Below are 15,997 nucleotides of genomic sequence, written 5' to 3'. Positions count from 1 at the left end.
ACACAACCTTTCGAAGTCTTTTTCAATGCCCGTCAATTACCGCGATATGCTGTGAGGGCTTGATTTCACAGGCTTTCGCCGGTCGTTAAAATGTGAGCTTTTCCATTTACCGCTGATGAACTCCTGGAATGTCATATCCGCTCGACGCGCTGGCGGCAGATAGCCTCCGCCGCGAAACAATAAGAAATGGGAACGACATGGGCGCGGAAAGCATGGATCGGATCGGCTTGCGCAGGCAGCCGAAGCAGGAGCGCAGTATCCAGAGGCTGGATCTTATTCTCGCCGCCGCCGCCAAGATCATCGCCAAAAAGGGCGTCAGCGCCATGCGGATGACGGAACTCGCGATCGCCGCCAAGGTACCGATCGGCTCGGTTTACCAGTATTTTCCCGAGAAGGCGGCGATCGTAAAAGCCCTGTTCGACCAGCACGCTTCGGCGATCCAGGCGAAGACGGCGGCGATGTTCAGCGATGTGCAGTCACTCGACCAGGCCCTCGATCGCGTCTGCGCCACCATAGACTGGTATTACGAATCTTATCGCGACGATCCCGTCTATCGCGGCGTCTGGATGGGAACCGAAACCGATCAGGATCTGCTTCGGCTGAACATCGAGCATAGCGGTCGCGTCGCCGGTATCTTTCATGACGCCGTAAGCAGGTTGGCTCCCGACCTTTGCGACGAGGAAATGTTCGCGCGCACTTACCTTTTCAGCCACCTGATCGGCGCCGTAGTCCGGCTTGCAGCCGTCAGCGAAGAGACCATAGCGCGGCGCATGCTCGGCGAGTGGAAACGCGTCATCCGCGCGTCCCTTTTCGCCACGGCCGCGCCGAGCGCCGCCTGAGGCTTTCTACCAGCTCGGCATCATGTTGGCGGCCTTCGGCCGCGGGTAAAGGCGCGCCTGAGCCGATTTGACATCCGCGTCCAGACCGTCGTCGACGACAGCCGGCGTGATGTTGTCGAGGCAGGCAGTGATATGCGCCGTAATCGCGTTCATCAGCGACAGCGAGACGCCCGGCCGCTTCATGATGCCGATCTGCACCGGCGGCAGCGCCGGGAAACCGTCGGCCTGGCTTAGCACCTTCATGCCCGTCCGCAGCGCCGATTCCGGCATGACCGAGACCGCCATGCCGGCCAGCACCGCCGCGGCGACGACGGTGCAGGACCAGCTGGTGAACAGGATCTGGTGCTCGCGGCCGACGGCATCGAGAGCCGAGCAGGCGAGCTGGCGCCACTGGCAGTCGCGGCGGCCGACGGCAAGCGGCACTGGCGCGTCGTCGCGGATCGGATGGTTGGCCGAGCCGACCCAGCAGAGCGGCTCGGTTCTCACCACATCGGACATGCGCTCGCGCGGATTGTGGGTGACGAGCGCGATGTCGAGCTCACCCTTGTGCATGCGCTCGGCGAGATCCACCGAGGGCTCGCAGACGATGTAGAGCTCGACGTTCGGATGGGTCTTGGCAAAGCGGCCGATGATTTCAGGCATATAGCGATCGGCATAATCGTCCGGCGTACCGATGCGCAGCGTCCCCTCCAGCCTGTTGTCGTCGAAGGCGGCGATCGCCTCATTGTTGAGGCGGATGATGCGGCGGGCGTAATTGAGCAGTTTTTCCCCCTCGACCGTCAGCCGGTTACCGCGGCCGTCCTTGATGAACAGCTGCTTGCCGATGCGCTCTTCGAGACGGCGCATCTGCATGGAGACGGCGGATTGGGTCTTGTAGACCCTGTCGGCGGCCTTGGTGAAGCTGCCGGAATCGACGATGGCGATGAAAGTCTGCAACTGGTCGAGATCAAGAGGCGCGGACATGGGTTCACCTATAAAGATAGCTGATGATAATCATTAGAAACATTCGTTGGACTGATCAATAGGTCTTTGGCATCTTCGAGATGCAAATCAAGCAAAGTGAAGGACAGACACCCTGCCTGTCCGAGCCGAATCCAGCCTGCTCCCTTCCGCACGACCTCGCGGCAGGGGTGGGTTGTTGCGTGCCCCGAAAGAAAGGAGAGTTCGATGCACACGACAGACCGGACACTAGAACTCGACTGCGGTAAGCTTACCCCGACGTTTTACCAGCGTCTGGCGGCAGGCCTTGCGCCGTTGACCTTCCTCTTTCGCGTGTTCCGCAATCGCATGGAGATCAACGCGCTGCATGATCTGAACGACGCGCAGCTGAGGGACATCGGCCTCACCCGGGCCGACCTGACCTCGGCGTTCCTGGCCTCGACTTTTTTTGAGGACCCGTCGGAACATCTGACGCGCTCGGCGCGTAATCGTTGGCGCCTGCAGTTCTTCCGCTCCTCCGACGAGTAGGAGCGCGAGTTTCCCCGCAGGGTGATAGCCAATAGCCCTGCCGCTTGACCCGGTGATCGGCTTTCCCAGCCATCGCCGGGTCTTTTTATGCGTGCCGGATGTCGCCTGGACGCGACACGCGTTAGGTCTCTGACGAAGGCTTCGGCCGGTAGGTTTCGAAGATCGCCTCCAGATTCCTCTGATAGCTCTTCTGCACCTCCAGCCCGCTGTCGAACATGGCGTTCAGCATTTCGGCATAGCTCTCGGCATTGAGTTTTTGCTCTTCCTTCGGCGCTGCCTGCGTCTTCGCTGCCGGCTTTTGGGCCGCCGGCTGCTGGCTGAGGCCGGCCATCATCTCCTGGAAAGCCTTGGCGAAGGGATTGTCGAGGAAGGGGTTGGGTTGAGGCGCCGGTTCGGGCTTCGGTGCCGAAAACATCGTCTGCATCGCTTGCGTGAACGGGTTGTCGAAGATGCTGGCTTCAGGAGCAGTCTTTGGCTTCGGTGCGAAGCCCGTGCTTTCCAGCCATTTCTGGATGGTCTCGCCCATCGCCGTGTTGACGAAGGGATTGACGGGCGCGGCCATCTGACCGGTCGTTTGCTTGAAGAGCCCGCCCATCAGCGTATCTGCCAGCACCGGCAGCATCTGTTTGTAGATTTCCTGCCCGATCCCGGTCATCTGGGCGGCCTGGGCTGCGATCGCCCGCGAAACCTCTTTGGAGCCGAAGAGCTGGGCGAGGATATTGTTGCCGTCGGAAATGCCCTCAGGCGTGAAAGCCCGGCTCATATCTTCGAAATAACGTGCGTAATTGCCGGAGGCGACGGCCTGCATCAATCCGACGAAATCGTAAGGATTGCTGGTGCTGCGCTTCAGGCCGGCGGAAAAGGCCGGCATCAGCGCGGCCATGGCCTTCGTTGCCTGCTCCTGAGCCAAGTTGAATTGACGGGCGACTGCTTCCATCGCTGCGCCGTTCTGCGCCTGCATCATCATGTCGAAGAGTGGCAGCATGGAGGTCCCTTTCCCCGAGTCGTGACGCGTGTAACGCCACTATATCCGGAAAAGGTAATGTGCAAACGGCTTTTTGCCATAAGAACTTAAAGCCGTTCCGGCAAAGGCGCGGAGCGAGGTATCCAAGCTGGAGAGTGCCGGTGCGGCAAACCTAATACTGGTAGTCCTCGAAGACCGGCTCGACGGAAAGCTGCCAGCGGCCGTGATAGAGCGACAGCAGATCCTCGGCGAGCGTCGCCTTCTTGGCGAGCACTTCGTCGAGCGGCGCCAGGAAGATGCTCTCGTCCTGCCCTTCGCCGTTGAGCTTGCCGCGGGCTTTGAGGCCGGCCCTCGATATGCCCAACACCTCGCGTGCCGTCTCGAGAAGCGAGTGCCCGCGAAATTCAGCCTGCAGGCCTTCGGCCGGAACGGCGTTGCGCAGGGCGCTGACCTCGGCAAAGCTCCAATCCTTGGTCAGCTGGTCGGCTGCCTCGAGGGCTGCATCTTCATAGAGCAGGCCGACCCAGAAGGCCGGCAGTGCACAGATGCGCCGCCACGGGCCGCCGTCCGCACCGCGCATTTCGAGAAAACGCTTCAGCCGCACGTCGGGGAAGAGCGTCGAAAGATGGTTCGTCCAGTCGCCCATCGTCGGCTCCGGATCGGCGACCTCGCCCTTCAATGCACCATTCATGAACTGGCGGAAGGTGACGTGCGTGCAGTCGTGATAGCGCCCGTTGCGGACGATGAAATACATCGGCACGTCGAGCGCCCATTCGGCGTAGGCGCGGAAACCGAAGTCGTCGCGGAAGGTGAAGTCGAGCAGGCCGGCGCGTCGGTTGTCGACATCGCGCCAGATATCGCCACGCCAGGAAAGCAAACCGTTCGGCTTGCCTTCGGTGAAGGGCGAGGAGGCAAACAGCGCAGTCGCCAGCGATTGCAGCTTCATCGAGACACGCATCTTCTTGCGCATGTCGTCTTCCGAGGAGAAATCGAGATTCACCTGGATCGTGCAGGTGCGATACATCATGTCGAGACCCTTGGTGCCGACCTTCGGCATATAGCGGGTCATGATCTCGTAGCGCGATTTCGGCATCTGCGGAGTCTCGGCATAGGTCCATTTCGGACTGCCGCCGATGCCGAGGAAACGGATGCCCATCGGCTCGGCGATCTCGCGCAGCGTCGCCAGGTGCTGGTTCGATTCCTTGCAGGTCTGATGGATCGTTTCCAGCGGCGCGCCGGAGAGTTCGAACTGGCCGCCGGGTTCGATCGAGATCGCGCCCATGCCGTTCTGTTCGGCAAGGCCGATGATGTTGCCGCCGTCCACGATCGGCTCCCAGCTGCTCTTTTTCTGCAGGCCGGTGAGCAGGGCAGAAATGCTAGCATCGCCAAAATAGGGAACCGGGCTGTTGTCGGCGCGGAAGAAGGCGAACTTCTCATGTTCGGTGCCGATGCGGAAGCGCTCCCGCGGCTTGTTGCCCGCGGCGATGTAATCGGTCAGATCCTGAACCGAAGAGAGCGGCGTCTGGTCGGTAGTGTCGCGGGCCATGCGGGGTACCTGTATTCAAGAAGGCGCCCAGGGGGGCGGGCAGTTGGAAGGTGATTAGGACCCAAGCCACGTTTGTTGCAAGTGAAATTCTTTCAACGACGCATCAAAAAAACAGCAGTGATTTCCGCGTCAACCGTTTTCCCGGTCACGTCCAGTCGCCGATCGCCGCCTGGACCACCGCCAGCGCCGCAACGGCCGCCGTATCTGCCCTGAGGATGCGCGGCCCGAGCGGAATGGCGGTGACGAAATCGAGGCTTCGAAGCCGCGCCCGCTCTTCTTCCGAAAAGCCGCCTTCCGGCCCGACGAGCAGAGCGAGATGCCTTTCCTGGATGGCTGCCAGCACCGGCAGCGGGTTTTGCCCGGCATCGCCCTCGTCGCAATAGATGATGCGCCGTTCTTTCGGCCAGCGGTCGAGCAGGTCGGAAAGCTTCGCCGGCTCGGCCACATCGGGAATGCCGAGAATGCCGCATTGCTCGGCTGCCTCGACAACATTGGCACGCAGTTTGTCGAGATTGGTGATTTTGCCCTGCACGTGCTGGGTCATGACGGGCTGCAGCAAGCCGGCGCCCATTTCGACAGCCTTCTGCACGAGATAATCCATGCGGCCGACTTTGAGCGGCGCGAAGAGATAATGCAGGTCGCAAGGCGCCGGCTGTGGCCGCGTCTGCTCGATCGCCGTCAGCTGGATGCGTTTGCGCGTGGGGAAGGAGAGGGAGGCCTTCCACTCGCCGTCCCGGCCGTTGAAGAGCAGGATCTCCGCAGCGTTCTCCATTCTCAGCACATTGGCGAGATAGTTGAACTGATCGGCATTCGCCTCCACGACGGCGCCGCTGGAAAGGGGCGCATCGACGAAAAGCCGTTGCATGCGGAAATTGGCGCGCATTCGAAAAACCTGGAGCCTCAGATGAAGAGCGCGAACATAACCCAATAAATCATCGCTGCAAGCGTCGCCGAAACCGGGACGGTGATGATCCAGGCCGCGATGATCGTCATGAAATGTGAGCGGCGGACGAGGTAGCGCCGCCGCCTTTCATGAATGTTCGGCTCCTCCGGTTCATCCAGTTCCCAGCTCTCGGCCTTGCGCCTGATATAGGCGATGCGGCGCTTGGAACGGCGGGTGTACCATTCGCGGAAGAAGCCGACGCCGAAGACGGCGCCGACGGCAATATGCGTGGTGCTGACCGGCAGGCCGAGCCAGGAGGCGACTATGACGGTGAAAGCGGTCGACAGCGCGACGCAATAGGCGCGCATCGGGTTAAGCTTGGTGATCTCTTCGCCGACGAGGCGGATGAGGCGCGGCCCGAAGAGCAGCAGGCCGACGGAGATGCCGAAGGCGCCGATCAGCATTACCCAGAGGGGCGGATGGCCGACGCCGTCGCCGCCGATACCCACCGAATGGACGATCGCCGAAAGCGGCCCGACTGCGTTCGAAACGTCGTTTGCGCCATGCGCGAATGACAGCAGCGCCGCCGAGCCGATCAGCGGCAGCCGGAACAGCACCCGCAGTGAGCTGTTGCGGTTTTCGAGATCCCGCGCCTGGGCGAGGACGAGCGGCCGAACGGCAAGCCAGCTCACCAGCCCCATGCCGATTCCAATCAGAATGACGGTGAAGGGCGGAAATCTGCCGATCGGCGACAGCTGCAGCAGCATATAGGCCATGAAGCCGCCGGCCATCGTCGCGACCAACACCGGCACCCAGCGCCGCGCCGCTGCGATTTTGTCGTCGCGATAGATGATGAGGGTCTTGACGAGATAGAGCAGACCGGCCGCGATCAGTCCGCCGAGCAGCGGCGAGGTGATCCAGCTCGAGGTGATCTCAAACATCACCCGCCAATTCACCGGCTCCGGCCCCACAGCTGAGATGCCGGCCCCGATCACTGCGCCGACGATCGCATGCGTGGTGGAAACCGGCGCATTCATCCAGGTTGCAAGGTTGATCCAAAGGGCTGCTGCGGTCAGCGCCGCCATCATGATCCAGCCGAGCACCGCCGGCGACACCTGGCCGGCATCGACGATGTCGGAGGAAATCGTCTTGACCACTTCGCCGCCCGCGATCGTAGCGCCCAAGACCTCGAAGATCGCAGCGATGACAAGCGCCTGGCCCATCGTCATGGCGCGTGCGCCTACGGCCGCACCGACATTGTTGGTCACGTCATTGGCGCCGATATTCATGGCCATGTAGCCGGCAAAGGCCGCTGCCGCCACGACGAGCACGGCGCCCGGACGGTCGAAGACGTAGACGCCTGCAAAGAGCATGACGATGCCGACGAAAATCAGCCCTAGCCCAGGCGCCACCAGCCGCCGCGCAACATGCTTTGCCGCGTCCTCGACATAGGTAATCTTATCGAGGTCCTTGTCGAGCGTGCGTTTCGTCAGAACTGCGGGACGGGGCGGCATTCTTTTTCCTGAAGGATGAAATCTGCTTCTACGCTGCTTTCCTAGCAGTGCAAGATGGCAGGATTCATTCCGCCGGAATTTGTTTCGTCGCCTTGGCCGACAGTCTGTCGGTCATCTTTTGCTTGAAGGCGAGGAAGAGATTGCGAAGTTCTGGTTCGCGGACGCGGCTGGCCGCCTCGTCGCATGAGACCCATTCGATGGTGCGCTCGCCCTTTTCCTTGAAGTTCTTCGCCAAGTCGGTAACCTCAAGCGGATAGACCTGCACCTTGCAGACGACCTGCACTCCGTCACGCAGCACCTTCTGATAGGTGTAGGAACCGAGCGTTTCCGCCTCGGCCGCGCCGCGTACGCCGGCTTCTTCCAAGGCTTCCTGCGCGGCGACCTCACGAGCGCACTTACCGTTCATCGGCCAGCCCTTGGGAATGACCCAGCGGCCGGTGTCACGGCTCGTCATCAGCAGAACTTCGACCTCAGCGCTTTTCTTCTTCACCCGGTAACAGATGGCACCATATTGCTGTCGCGGCGGGCGCCGGAACATCAGTTGCACATCGGATGCCAATCGGGCGAGAAGAGTCAATTGTCGGGTCACCTTTGCATGGTTGTTAGGAATCACTCATATACGTGTATCACGGAACCCTGACGCAATCCAAAGCCGCGGGCGATCCAAAACATGATTAGCTGCCGTTTTTAGGGGAAATCGAGCTGGGGCAGGCTCAGAAATCCGTCGCGACCTGTCTCGAATGCGTCATATTGCACAGGTGTACAGTATGAGTCGGTCCGGACCCCTAATCAATGCCGGGACGAATTGTTCCCCTATCATTTTGCCAATGTGGTAATTATGCGTCTCCCGCCTCTCAATGCCATCCGCGCCTTCGTGTCCGTCTGCCGCCATGGCAGCATTCTGAAGGCTTCCGAGGAGCTGAACGTGGTGCGCGGCGCCGTGCGCCAGCAGATTGCCACGCTGGAGAATCACTTCGGCCGGAAGCTTTTCACGCGCGACGGCCGCAGGCTGGTCCCGACACCAGAGGCGAGCGCGTTCGCCGAGGCTGCGAGCGCGGCTTTCGATATTCTGCAGCGGGCCGCTTTGGATTTCGAGGGTGCCGCACCTGGCCGTATTCGCCTCGGCGTGCCTTCCGCCTTCGCGATCTGGTGGCTGATGCCGCGCGTTGCGGATATGCAGGCAAGCCTCGGCGATACTCTGATTGACATCGTGCCGATGGCCGTGGCCGAGCCGCTGCAGATGCACCCGGAACTGGATGCGGTGATCATGGGCGGCGAATACCGGCCGGCTGCAGGAATTGTCGCGCTGCGCTTCATGGAGGACGAATTCGGTCCCGTCATCATCCCGGCGCTTGCCGCGACATTGTCCGCAGGACTCGGCGCGATGGGCGCTCTGACGCAACTCATCAGCCGCAGCGTTCCGCGGTTATGGGACGACTGGTTCGCCGAAAGCGGCACGCCGCCGGTCAGCTTTTCCCGCCGGCAGGAATTCGAGGATCTGCTGCTGGCGCTCGCCGCTGCCCGCTCCGGGCTCGGCATCGCGCTTGCGCCGCGCGCCTCGATAGAGGACGACCTCGCACGTGGGCAACTGGCCGCGCCCTTCGGCTTCATTTCCCGGCCGTCGGGTTACAGTCTCTGCTGCCGCACGCCGGATGCCAGGCGGCCGGCCTTAGCGGCCTTGTCCGCCTGGCTGCTTCGCTGCGGAACACCGGCCTGAAAGGGCAGTTTTTCTGCTCCAGCGCCAGAATTACGTCCATGTCCGCCTTACTGCCGCTGCGCTAATACAGGCGCGGAAACGGAAAAGGGAAGAGAAGATGGAAAGCACCGCAACCCGCATCGACTGGATCGGCAGCGGCTGTCGGCTGCTCAAGGCAACAGCGGCGGAATTCGAGCGCACGCGCCCTTTCGATGGCCTGTCGATCGGCACCGGCATCCATCTGGAGCCGAAGACTGTGGCGCTTCTCATGACGCTTCGTGCCGGCGGAGCGCGCCTCGTTTGCACCGGCAATCTCAACAGCACCCAGCCCTCGACGGTCGAGTTCCTGCGCGCACAGGGCATCACCGTCTCTGCGACCCTGACGACCGATGCCGCGGCCCATCACCAGAGCCTGGAAGCTGTGATCGCCGAAAGGCCGGATCTGCTGCTCGATAATGGCGGCGATCTTTTCGCCATCGCCGTGGAAAAGCCTTTCGCCAATCTTCTCGGCGGCACCGAGGAGACGACGTCTGGCCGCACGCGGCTGTTGCCGATGCGCGCACGCCTGAACATGCCGATCCTCGTCATCAACGACAGCCCGATCAAGCAGTTTGCCGAGAACCGGCATGCGGTCGGTCAGAGCCTGTTCGAGAGCTATCTTCGCTTCACCAATCGCTCCACCAATGGCAAACGGGTGACGGTTTTCGGCTATGGCGCCTGTGGCAAGGGCACGGCCGCCTGTTTTCGCAATGCTTTTTCCACCGTCAGCGTTGTCGACATCGATCCAGTGACGACGCTCGAAGCCCATCTCGACGGTTTCGTGACGCCCTTGCGCGACGCCGCGATCCGCTCGGCCGATATCCTCATCACCGTCACCGGTTTTCCCGCTATTGTGACGGCGGCCGATCTGCCGCTTCTCAAGGATGGCGCGATCCTGATGAATGGCGGCCATTTTCCGCTGGAGATCGATGTCGAAGCCTTTCGGCGCCATCCCGATGTCGCCGGTATCGACCGATATGAGGCCGAGCATATCGAGACCTTCCATCTGAAGGATGGCCGTTCGTTCCACGTGCTTGGCCGTGGCCATATGGCCAACCTGGCCGGTCCCCGGCCGCTCGGCAATTCCGCCGAGTCGATGGACCTCGGCTTCACGCTTCAGGCCCGCTGCCTGGAGCGGATCGCGAAAGGCGAGGCCGGTGCCGAAGCCTGCGTGGTGCCGGTGCCCTCCGATATCGATGCGATGGTGGCGAGCGCCTATCTCGATCTCTGGCGTTAGAGCATGTCGGGAAATCAAGACTGAAAGCGTGGGCCGAGCGGATCCAGAAGATCGCGGCGCGCTTTTAAGCCGAGGCAGCGGATCTGCGTCAGAGCTCCCAATAAGGGACGGGACCATAAAGCTCGGCCAGATAGTCGATGAACAGCCGCACCTTGGCCGGCAGGAACTGGCGGCTGGGATAGACGGCCGACAGGCCAACATTCTGTGAGCCCTCATAGGCCGGCAGCACCTGCACCAGTCGGCCGGACTTAAGTTCCTTGCCGATATCCCAGGTCGAGCGCAGGGCAATTCCAAGGCCTGCGATCACCGCTTCGCGGATCACTTCGCTGGAATTGGTGATCAGCATGCCCTCCGGCCGCAGGCTGAGCGCACCCTCCGGCCCGATCAGCCGCCACGTGTCGTTGTTGTGCGCCGGAAGGCATCGGTGGTGTTTCAGATCCTCGATGTCCCCCGGTTGACCATGCGCAGCGAGATAGTCCGACGAGGCACAGAGCACCCGTCGCACCGGTGCCAGCCGCCGGGCAACGAGGCTCGAATCCGTCAACTCGGCGATGCGGATCGCCAGATCGAAGCCGCCGCCGATGATGTCGCTGAATTCGTCGGTCAGCACCAGGTTAATGGCAAGCTCCGGGTGCGCCTGCATGAACGCCTTCAAATGCGGCGCGATATGCATGCGGCCGAAGGAGGTCGGCGCCGAGATCTTCAGCGTGCCGTGCATCTGCGCCGAGCGACCGGAAATGTAAAATTCAGCTTCCTCCAACCCGGCGAGAATACCGAGGACACGGTCGTAAAAACCCTGTCCGGCTTCCGTCAGCGAGATCTGCCGCGTTGTGCGCTGCAGAAGCCGGGTGCCGAGCCGGTCCTCCAGCCGTTTGATCCGCTTGGAGACGACCGCGGGCGAAAAGCCGAGGGCCCGCCCGGCGAGCGACATGCTGCCAGTCGAAACGACCTTGGCGAAGATTTCGAGATCACCCAGATTGGTCATAAGGTTTTCAGACTTTTTCCCTTTTGACATAAGTGCTTAGCATTTGCGCCACTTTCGGGAAAGTGCTAAGCCGGTTCACCGGCGGCAGAGGCTGGCGGCCGTCCCGCTGTCATCTTTCCGCTGCGATTTCCGGTCGTCAGGGTCAGGGAGGACACCATGTCCGACGCCATTCCGTTTCTCGCCCCGCGCGCCGATGTGCTGGCGCGCCGCGCCCGGATCGTTGCCGATCTCGCCGATCTTCTGCCGCCCGAATGCCTGGTTCATGAGGCGCGCGAGCTGGTGCCGTTCGAAACCGACGCCTTCGTGTCCTATCGCCGCCTGCCGCTCGCCGTCGCCCTGCCGCGCACCACGGCCGAGGTCGCGGCCGTCATGCGCTATTGCCACCGCTACGGCATTCCCGTCGTGCCGCGCGGCGCCGGCACTTCGCTTTCCGGCGGCGCCATTCCGCAGGAGGATGCCGTCGTGCTCGGCCTGTCGAAGATGAACAGCATTCTTGAAATCGATCTGCCGAACCGTGTCGCCGTGGTTCAGGCCGGCGTCACCAATCTCAACATCTCCGAATCCGTCTCCGCGGACGGCTTTTTCTATGCGCCCGATCCGAGTTCGCAGCTCGCCTGCACCATCGGCGGCAATATCGGCATGAATTCCGGCGGCGCCCATTGCCTGAAATATGGCGTTACCACCAACAATCTGCTCGGCGTCAGAATGGTGCTGGTCGACGGTACGGTGATCGAGCTCGGCGGCAAGGCGCTGGATGCGGCCGGTTACGACCTGCTCGGCCTCGTCTGCGGCCACGAAGGCCAGCTCGGCATAGTCACCGAGGCAACGGTGCGGCTGATCGCCAAGCCGGAAGGTGCCCGTCCCGTGCTCTTCGGCTTCGAAAGCTCGGAAGAGGCCGGCGCCTGCGTTGCCGATATCATCGCCGCCGGCATCATCCCGGTTGCCATCGAATTCATGGACAAGCCGGCAATCGAGATCTGCGAGGCCTTCGCCCATGCCGGCTATCCCCTCGATGTCGGGGCGCTGCTGATCGTCGAGGTCGAGGGTTCGGAAGCCGAAATGGACGCCACCCTGAAGGATATCGTCGAGATCGCCCGCCGCCATGCTGTGAAGACCGTACGCGAATGTCAGTCGGCCACCGAGGCCGCGCTGATCTGGAAAGGGCGCAAATCCGCCTTCGGCGCCACCGGCCGCATCGCCGACTATATCTGCATGGACGGCACCGTGCCGCTCAGCCAGCTTTCCCATGTGCTGAAGAAGACCACGGAGATCGTCGATCATTACGGCCTGCGGGTTGCCAACGTCTTTCATGCCGGCGACGGCAACATGCATCCGCTGATCCTCTTCAATGCCAACGACCCCGAGGATGCCGCCCGCGCCGAAGCCGCCGGCAACGATATCCTCAAGCTCTGCGTCGACGCCGGCGGCTGCCTCACCGGCGAGCATGGCGTCGGCATCGAAAAGCGCGACCTTATGCGCCATCAGTATTCGGAGGCCGATCTCGCCCAGCAGATGGCGGTGCGCGCCGCCTTCGATCCGGGCTGGCTCCTTAACCCATCGAAGGTCTTCCCGCTCGAAGGGCGCCCGGCCCAATGATCGATCTGATGCCCACAAGCGAGGAACAGGCGGCGGCGATCGTCCTCACACATACGGAGACGAACCGGCCGCTGGCTATCTGTGGCGGTGATACGCGCTCGGGTTTCGGCAACGCCGTTGCATCGGAAGACCGCCTGCGATCGACCAGGCTTTCCGGCATCATCGCCTACAATCCCGGCGAGATGGTCATGACGGTCCGCTCGGGTACGCCGCTTGCCGAGGTCGAGGCGGCACTGTCCGAAGGCGGCCAGATGCTTGCCTTCGAGCCAATGGATCATCGGCCAATCATGCGCAGATCGGGCGAGCCGACGATTGGCGGCGTCTTTGCCGCCAATGTCTCCGGCCCGCGCCGCCTCATTGCGGGGGCTGCCCGCGACAGCCTGCTCGGCGTGCGCTTCGTCAACGGCAGGGGCGAGATCATCAAGGCCGGCGGCCGGGTGATGAAGAATGTGACCGGCCTCGATCTCGTCAAGCTGATCGCCGGCTCGCACGGCACGCTGGGTTTCATCACCGAACTGACCTTCCGCGTGCCGCCGCGCCCGAAGACGGAACAGACGCTGGTGCTCTCCGGCCTCAACGATGCCGAAGCGGCCAATGCCATGGCGGCGGCGATGGCGCTGCCGGTCGAGATCTCCGGTGCTGCCCATCTGCCGCTGACGGTGACCTGGAAATTCCTTGCCGGCAAATTGCCCGAGGGCGAGGCGACGGTTCTGCGCGTCGAAGGCTTGCCCGGTTCGGTCGACGTGCGCATCGAGAAGCTTGCGGCCGCGATGTCGGCCTTTGCCACGGTGACGCGGCTGGATGAGCCGGAAAGCCGCAGACTCTGGCGAGAAATCCGTGATGTATTACCCTATGCCGACGGCACGACGCGGCCGGTCTGGCGCGTTTCGGTTGCGCCGGGAACCGGCCATCAACTGGTCTCGGCGCTCCGCCTCGAAGCCGGCGTCGACGCCTTCTACGACTGGCAGGGCGGTCTCGTCTGGATGAGGATGGAGGCGGATCCTGAAGCAGATCTGGTCCGCCGCTTCATCAAGGCGCTCGGCGGCGGCCATGCGACACTGATCCGTGCATCGGAGGCAGCGAGGGCGGCAACGGCGGCGTTTCATCCGGAGCCGGAGGCGGTGGCGATGCTGTCGCGGCGGGTGAGGGAAAAGTTCGATCCGGCTGGGATTTTTAATCCGGGGAAGATGGGGTGAGAAGATGAGTCTGTGCGCGGGTCACCCCCCTCTGTCCTGCCGGACATCTCCCCCACAAGGGGTGAGATCGGATCGGGGCGACGGCTTCCCCAAACAACGGGGGCACTGCCGGTCGAACACGGCAGAGAGGGACCGATGGCCGATCGTCTTGCCGATCTCCCCCCTTGTGGGGGAGATGTCCGGCAGGACAGAGGGGGGTGCCCCAGGCACAGCGCCCCCTAAGCGGAGGCCCCGCTAGATGCAAACCAATTTCACCCCAGCCCAGCTCGCCGATCCCCATGTCGCCGAATCGGAGCAGATCCTGCGCAAATGCGTTCATTGCGGTTTCTGCACCGCCACCTGTCCCACCTATGTGACGCTCGGCAACGAGCTCGATAGCCCGCGCGGCCGCATCTATCTCATCAAGGACATGCTGGAAAACGGCCGGCCCGCCGATGCCGAGGTCGTCACCCACATCGACCGCTGTCTCTCCTGCCTTTCCTGCGTCACCACCTGTCCCTCCGGCGTCGACTATATGCATCTGGTCGATCACGCCCGCGCCCATATCGAAAAGACTTACAGACGGCCGTTCATGAACCGGCTGACGCGCGCCATTCTCGCGGCCGTGCTGCCCTTTCCCGGCCGGTTCCGGCTGGCGCTCCATCTGGCCCGTCTCGGCCGCCCCTTTGCCGCACTGATGCGGGGGGCAGCGCTGAAACCCTTTGCCGCCATGCTGGCGCTTGCACCGCGCCGCGTTCCCGCGCCTTCAGATTTTTCAAAACCCGGCACATATCGGCCCGAGGCGGAGCGGCGCGGCCGGGTGGCGATCCTGTCCGGCTGCGCCCAGCCGGTGCTCGATCCCGGCATCAACGCGGCGGCGATCGGGCTGCTGACGCGGTTCGGCGTGGAGGTCGTGGCGCCGGAAGGCGAGGTTTGCTGCGGTTCGCTGGTCCACCACATGGGCCGGGCCGAGCAGGCGCTCGCAAGCGCCCGCACCAACGTCGATATCTGGACGCGCGAGATCGAGAGTCATGGCCTCGATGCGATCATCATCACCGCTTCGGGCTGCGGCACGACGATCAAGGACTACGGTCACATGCTGCGCCTCGACCCCGCCTATGCAGCAAAGGCGGCCAGGGTCTCGGCGCTGGCAAAGGACATTAGCGAATATCTGGCGACCCTCGACCTGCCGGCCCATATGCCGAGGGGCATCACGGTCGCCTATCATTCCGCCTGTTCGATGCAGCACGGCCAGCGCATCACCCTTCAGCCGAAGCAACTGCTGAAGGCGGCGGGCTTCACCGTGCGCGATCCGGCCGAAGGCCATCTCTGCTGCGGCTCGGCCGGCACCTACAACATCCTGCAGCCGGAGATTTCGGCGGCGCTGAAGGCGCGTAAGGTCAAAAACATCGAAGCCACCAAGGCCGATGTCATCGCCACCGGCAATATCGGCTGCATCACCCAGATCGCCACCGGAACCGAGATCCCGATCCTGCATACGGTCGAACTTCTCGATTGGGCCTATGGCGGCGCTATGCCGGAAAAATTAACCGGTTTGTCGTTAGGCTGAAGGGAATGCGGGCCCATTCGGGCCGCTCCCGGGAGGTTGGGCGATGTGGCGGGGAATGATTGTACTTGCGGGACTGCTCGGTGCGGCAGGCGCGGCCCGTGCCGACAGCCGCCTATTTTGTTCCGCCGATGACGCGCAGGCGCGGTTCACCCTCGAAAGCGGTTTCGCAAGCGATGCCGGCCACAGGCTCAACCATTTCCGCGGCGCGCTTATTGTCAAGGATCCCGCACAAGCGGCCTTTGCAAAACGTGTGTTCGAATCACAGCATCTAAGCAATCACTGGTCGCGCGATGGCGAACTGCTCCTGGAAGTCTTCGACGGCGGCGGTGACGATACCGGCGGCGCAACGCTGGATCTGGTGGTGGTCGCCGGCGCGCGTGGCAAGCCGGCGGCGAATTTCAGCGGCACCTATTCCCTGACGATCGAGGGCGGCGGCAAACCTTACGCCGCCGAGGGCAAGGTCAGCTGCGGCACGAAATAGCGCCG

Annotated in this window: 15 protein-coding genes; 8 read left to right on the top strand and 7 right to left on the bottom strand. The window is 62.7% G+C overall.

Features of this window, described 5'->3' with window-relative positions; translation table 11 throughout:
• Positions 1–197: 197 nt before the first annotated feature.
• Positions 198–839 (top strand): TetR family transcriptional regulator, encoded by a 642-nt coding sequence (locus tag CO660_RS05080; protein ID WP_097597866.1) that lies wholly within the window; start codon positions 198–200, stop codon positions 837–839.
• Between the two features lie 6 nt (positions 840–845).
• On the opposite strand, the gene CO660_RS05075 is transcribed toward CO660_RS05080, so the two are convergent.
• Positions 846–1,802 carry a LysR substrate-binding domain-containing protein gene (locus CO660_RS05075; protein WP_097597820.1) on the bottom strand — a complete coding sequence of 319 codons (957 nt, stop codon included), beginning with the start codon at positions 1,800–1,802 and terminating at the stop codon, positions 846–848.
• Positions 1,803–2,006: 204 nt separating this feature from the next.
• On the opposite strand from CO660_RS05075, the gene CO660_RS05070 reads away from it, so the two are divergent.
• On the top strand, positions 2,007–2,306 hold the full coding sequence (locus CO660_RS05070) for a DUF1127 domain-containing protein (RefSeq protein ID WP_097597819.1): 300 nt from the start codon (positions 2,007–2,009) through the stop codon (positions 2,304–2,306).
• Between the two features lie 121 nt (positions 2,307–2,427).
• Here the strand turns inward: CO660_RS05070 and CO660_RS05065 are convergent, their stop codons facing one another.
• The 5 genes from CO660_RS05065 to CO660_RS05045 all read right to left on the bottom strand — a co-directional run bounded on the left by CO660_RS05065 (position 2,428) and on the right by CO660_RS05045 (position 7,790).
• The gene (locus CO660_RS05065; protein ID WP_097597818.1) at positions 2,428–3,291 is read right to left on the bottom strand and encodes a DUF937 domain-containing protein; all 864 of its coding nucleotides are present in this window, start codon (positions 3,289–3,291) and stop codon (positions 2,428–2,430) included.
• A gap of 151 nt (positions 3,292–3,442) precedes the next feature.
• The gene (locus CO660_RS05060; protein WP_097597817.1) at positions 3,443–4,816 is read right to left on the bottom strand and encodes a glutamate--cysteine ligase; all 1,374 of its coding nucleotides are present in this window, start codon (positions 4,814–4,816) and stop codon (positions 3,443–3,445) included.
• A gap of 145 nt (positions 4,817–4,961) precedes the next feature.
• Positions 4,962–5,699 (bottom strand): 16S rRNA (uracil(1498)-N(3))-methyltransferase, encoded by a 738-nt coding sequence (locus CO660_RS05055; RefSeq protein WP_097597816.1) that lies wholly within the window; start codon positions 5,697–5,699, stop codon positions 4,962–4,964.
• A 17-nt stretch (positions 5,700–5,716) separates the two neighbouring features.
• On the bottom strand, positions 5,717–7,213 hold the full coding sequence (locus CO660_RS05050; protein ID WP_097597815.1) for an inorganic phosphate transporter: 1,497 nt from the start codon (positions 7,211–7,213) through the stop codon (positions 5,717–5,719).
• A 64-nt stretch (positions 7,214–7,277) separates the two neighbouring features.
• Complete coding sequence (locus tag CO660_RS05045) at positions 7,278–7,790, bottom strand: NUDIX hydrolase (protein WP_097597814.1); 513 nt, start codon at positions 7,788–7,790, stop codon at positions 7,278–7,280.
• Positions 7,791–8,051: 261 nt separating this feature from the next.
• Here CO660_RS05045 and CO660_RS05040 point away from each other — a divergent pair, with 261 nt between their 5' ends.
• Complete coding sequence (locus tag CO660_RS05040; protein WP_097597813.1) at positions 8,052–8,930, top strand: LysR substrate-binding domain-containing protein; 879 nt, start codon at positions 8,052–8,054, stop codon at positions 8,928–8,930.
• Between the two features lie 97 nt (positions 8,931–9,027).
• Positions 9,028–10,185 (top strand): adenosylhomocysteinase, encoded by a 1,158-nt coding sequence (locus CO660_RS05035; protein WP_097597812.1) that lies wholly within the window; start codon positions 9,028–9,030, stop codon positions 10,183–10,185.
• Positions 10,186–10,273: 88 nt separating this feature from the next.
• Here CO660_RS05035 and CO660_RS05030 read toward each other — a convergent pair whose 3' ends face one another.
• Complete coding sequence (locus tag CO660_RS05030; protein WP_097597811.1) at positions 10,274–11,170, bottom strand: LysR family transcriptional regulator; 897 nt, start codon at positions 11,168–11,170, stop codon at positions 10,274–10,276.
• Positions 11,171–11,326: 156 nt separating this feature from the next.
• Here CO660_RS05030 and CO660_RS05025 point away from each other — a divergent pair, with 156 nt between their 5' ends.
• The 4 genes from CO660_RS05025 to CO660_RS05005 all read left to right on the top strand — a co-directional run bounded on the left by CO660_RS05025 (position 11,327) and on the right by CO660_RS05005 (position 15,992).
• A complete protein-coding gene (locus CO660_RS05025; RefSeq protein ID WP_097597810.1) occupies positions 11,327–12,766 on the top strand; it encodes an FAD-linked oxidase C-terminal domain-containing protein in 1,440 nt (479 codons plus the stop codon).
• On the top strand, positions 12,763–13,962 hold the full coding sequence (glcE, locus tag CO660_RS05020; protein ID WP_097597809.1) for a glycolate oxidase subunit GlcE: 1,200 nt from the start codon (positions 12,763–12,765) through the stop codon (positions 13,960–13,962). The genes CO660_RS05025 and glcE overlap by 4 nt, the downstream gene beginning before the upstream one ends.
• A gap of 238 nt (positions 13,963–14,200) precedes the next feature.
• Entirely contained in the window at positions 14,201–15,511 is a 1,311-nt protein-coding gene (glcF, locus tag CO660_RS05010; protein WP_097597808.1) for a glycolate oxidase subunit GlcF, read from the top strand.
• Positions 15,512–15,554: 43 nt separating this feature from the next.
• The gene (locus tag CO660_RS05005) at positions 15,555–15,992 is read left to right on the top strand and encodes a hypothetical protein (RefSeq protein ID WP_097597807.1); all 438 of its coding nucleotides are present in this window, start codon (positions 15,555–15,557) and stop codon (positions 15,990–15,992) included.
• Positions 15,993–15,997 lie beyond the last annotated feature (5 nt).

This window comes from Rhizobium sp. L9 (genome assembly GCF_002531885.1).
Lineage (GTDB): Bacteria > Pseudomonadota > Alphaproteobacteria > Rhizobiales > Rhizobiaceae > Rhizobium.
The sequence above is the reverse complement of the archived record's forward strand: the minus strand, read 5'-3'. Positions and strand labels throughout refer to the sequence as shown.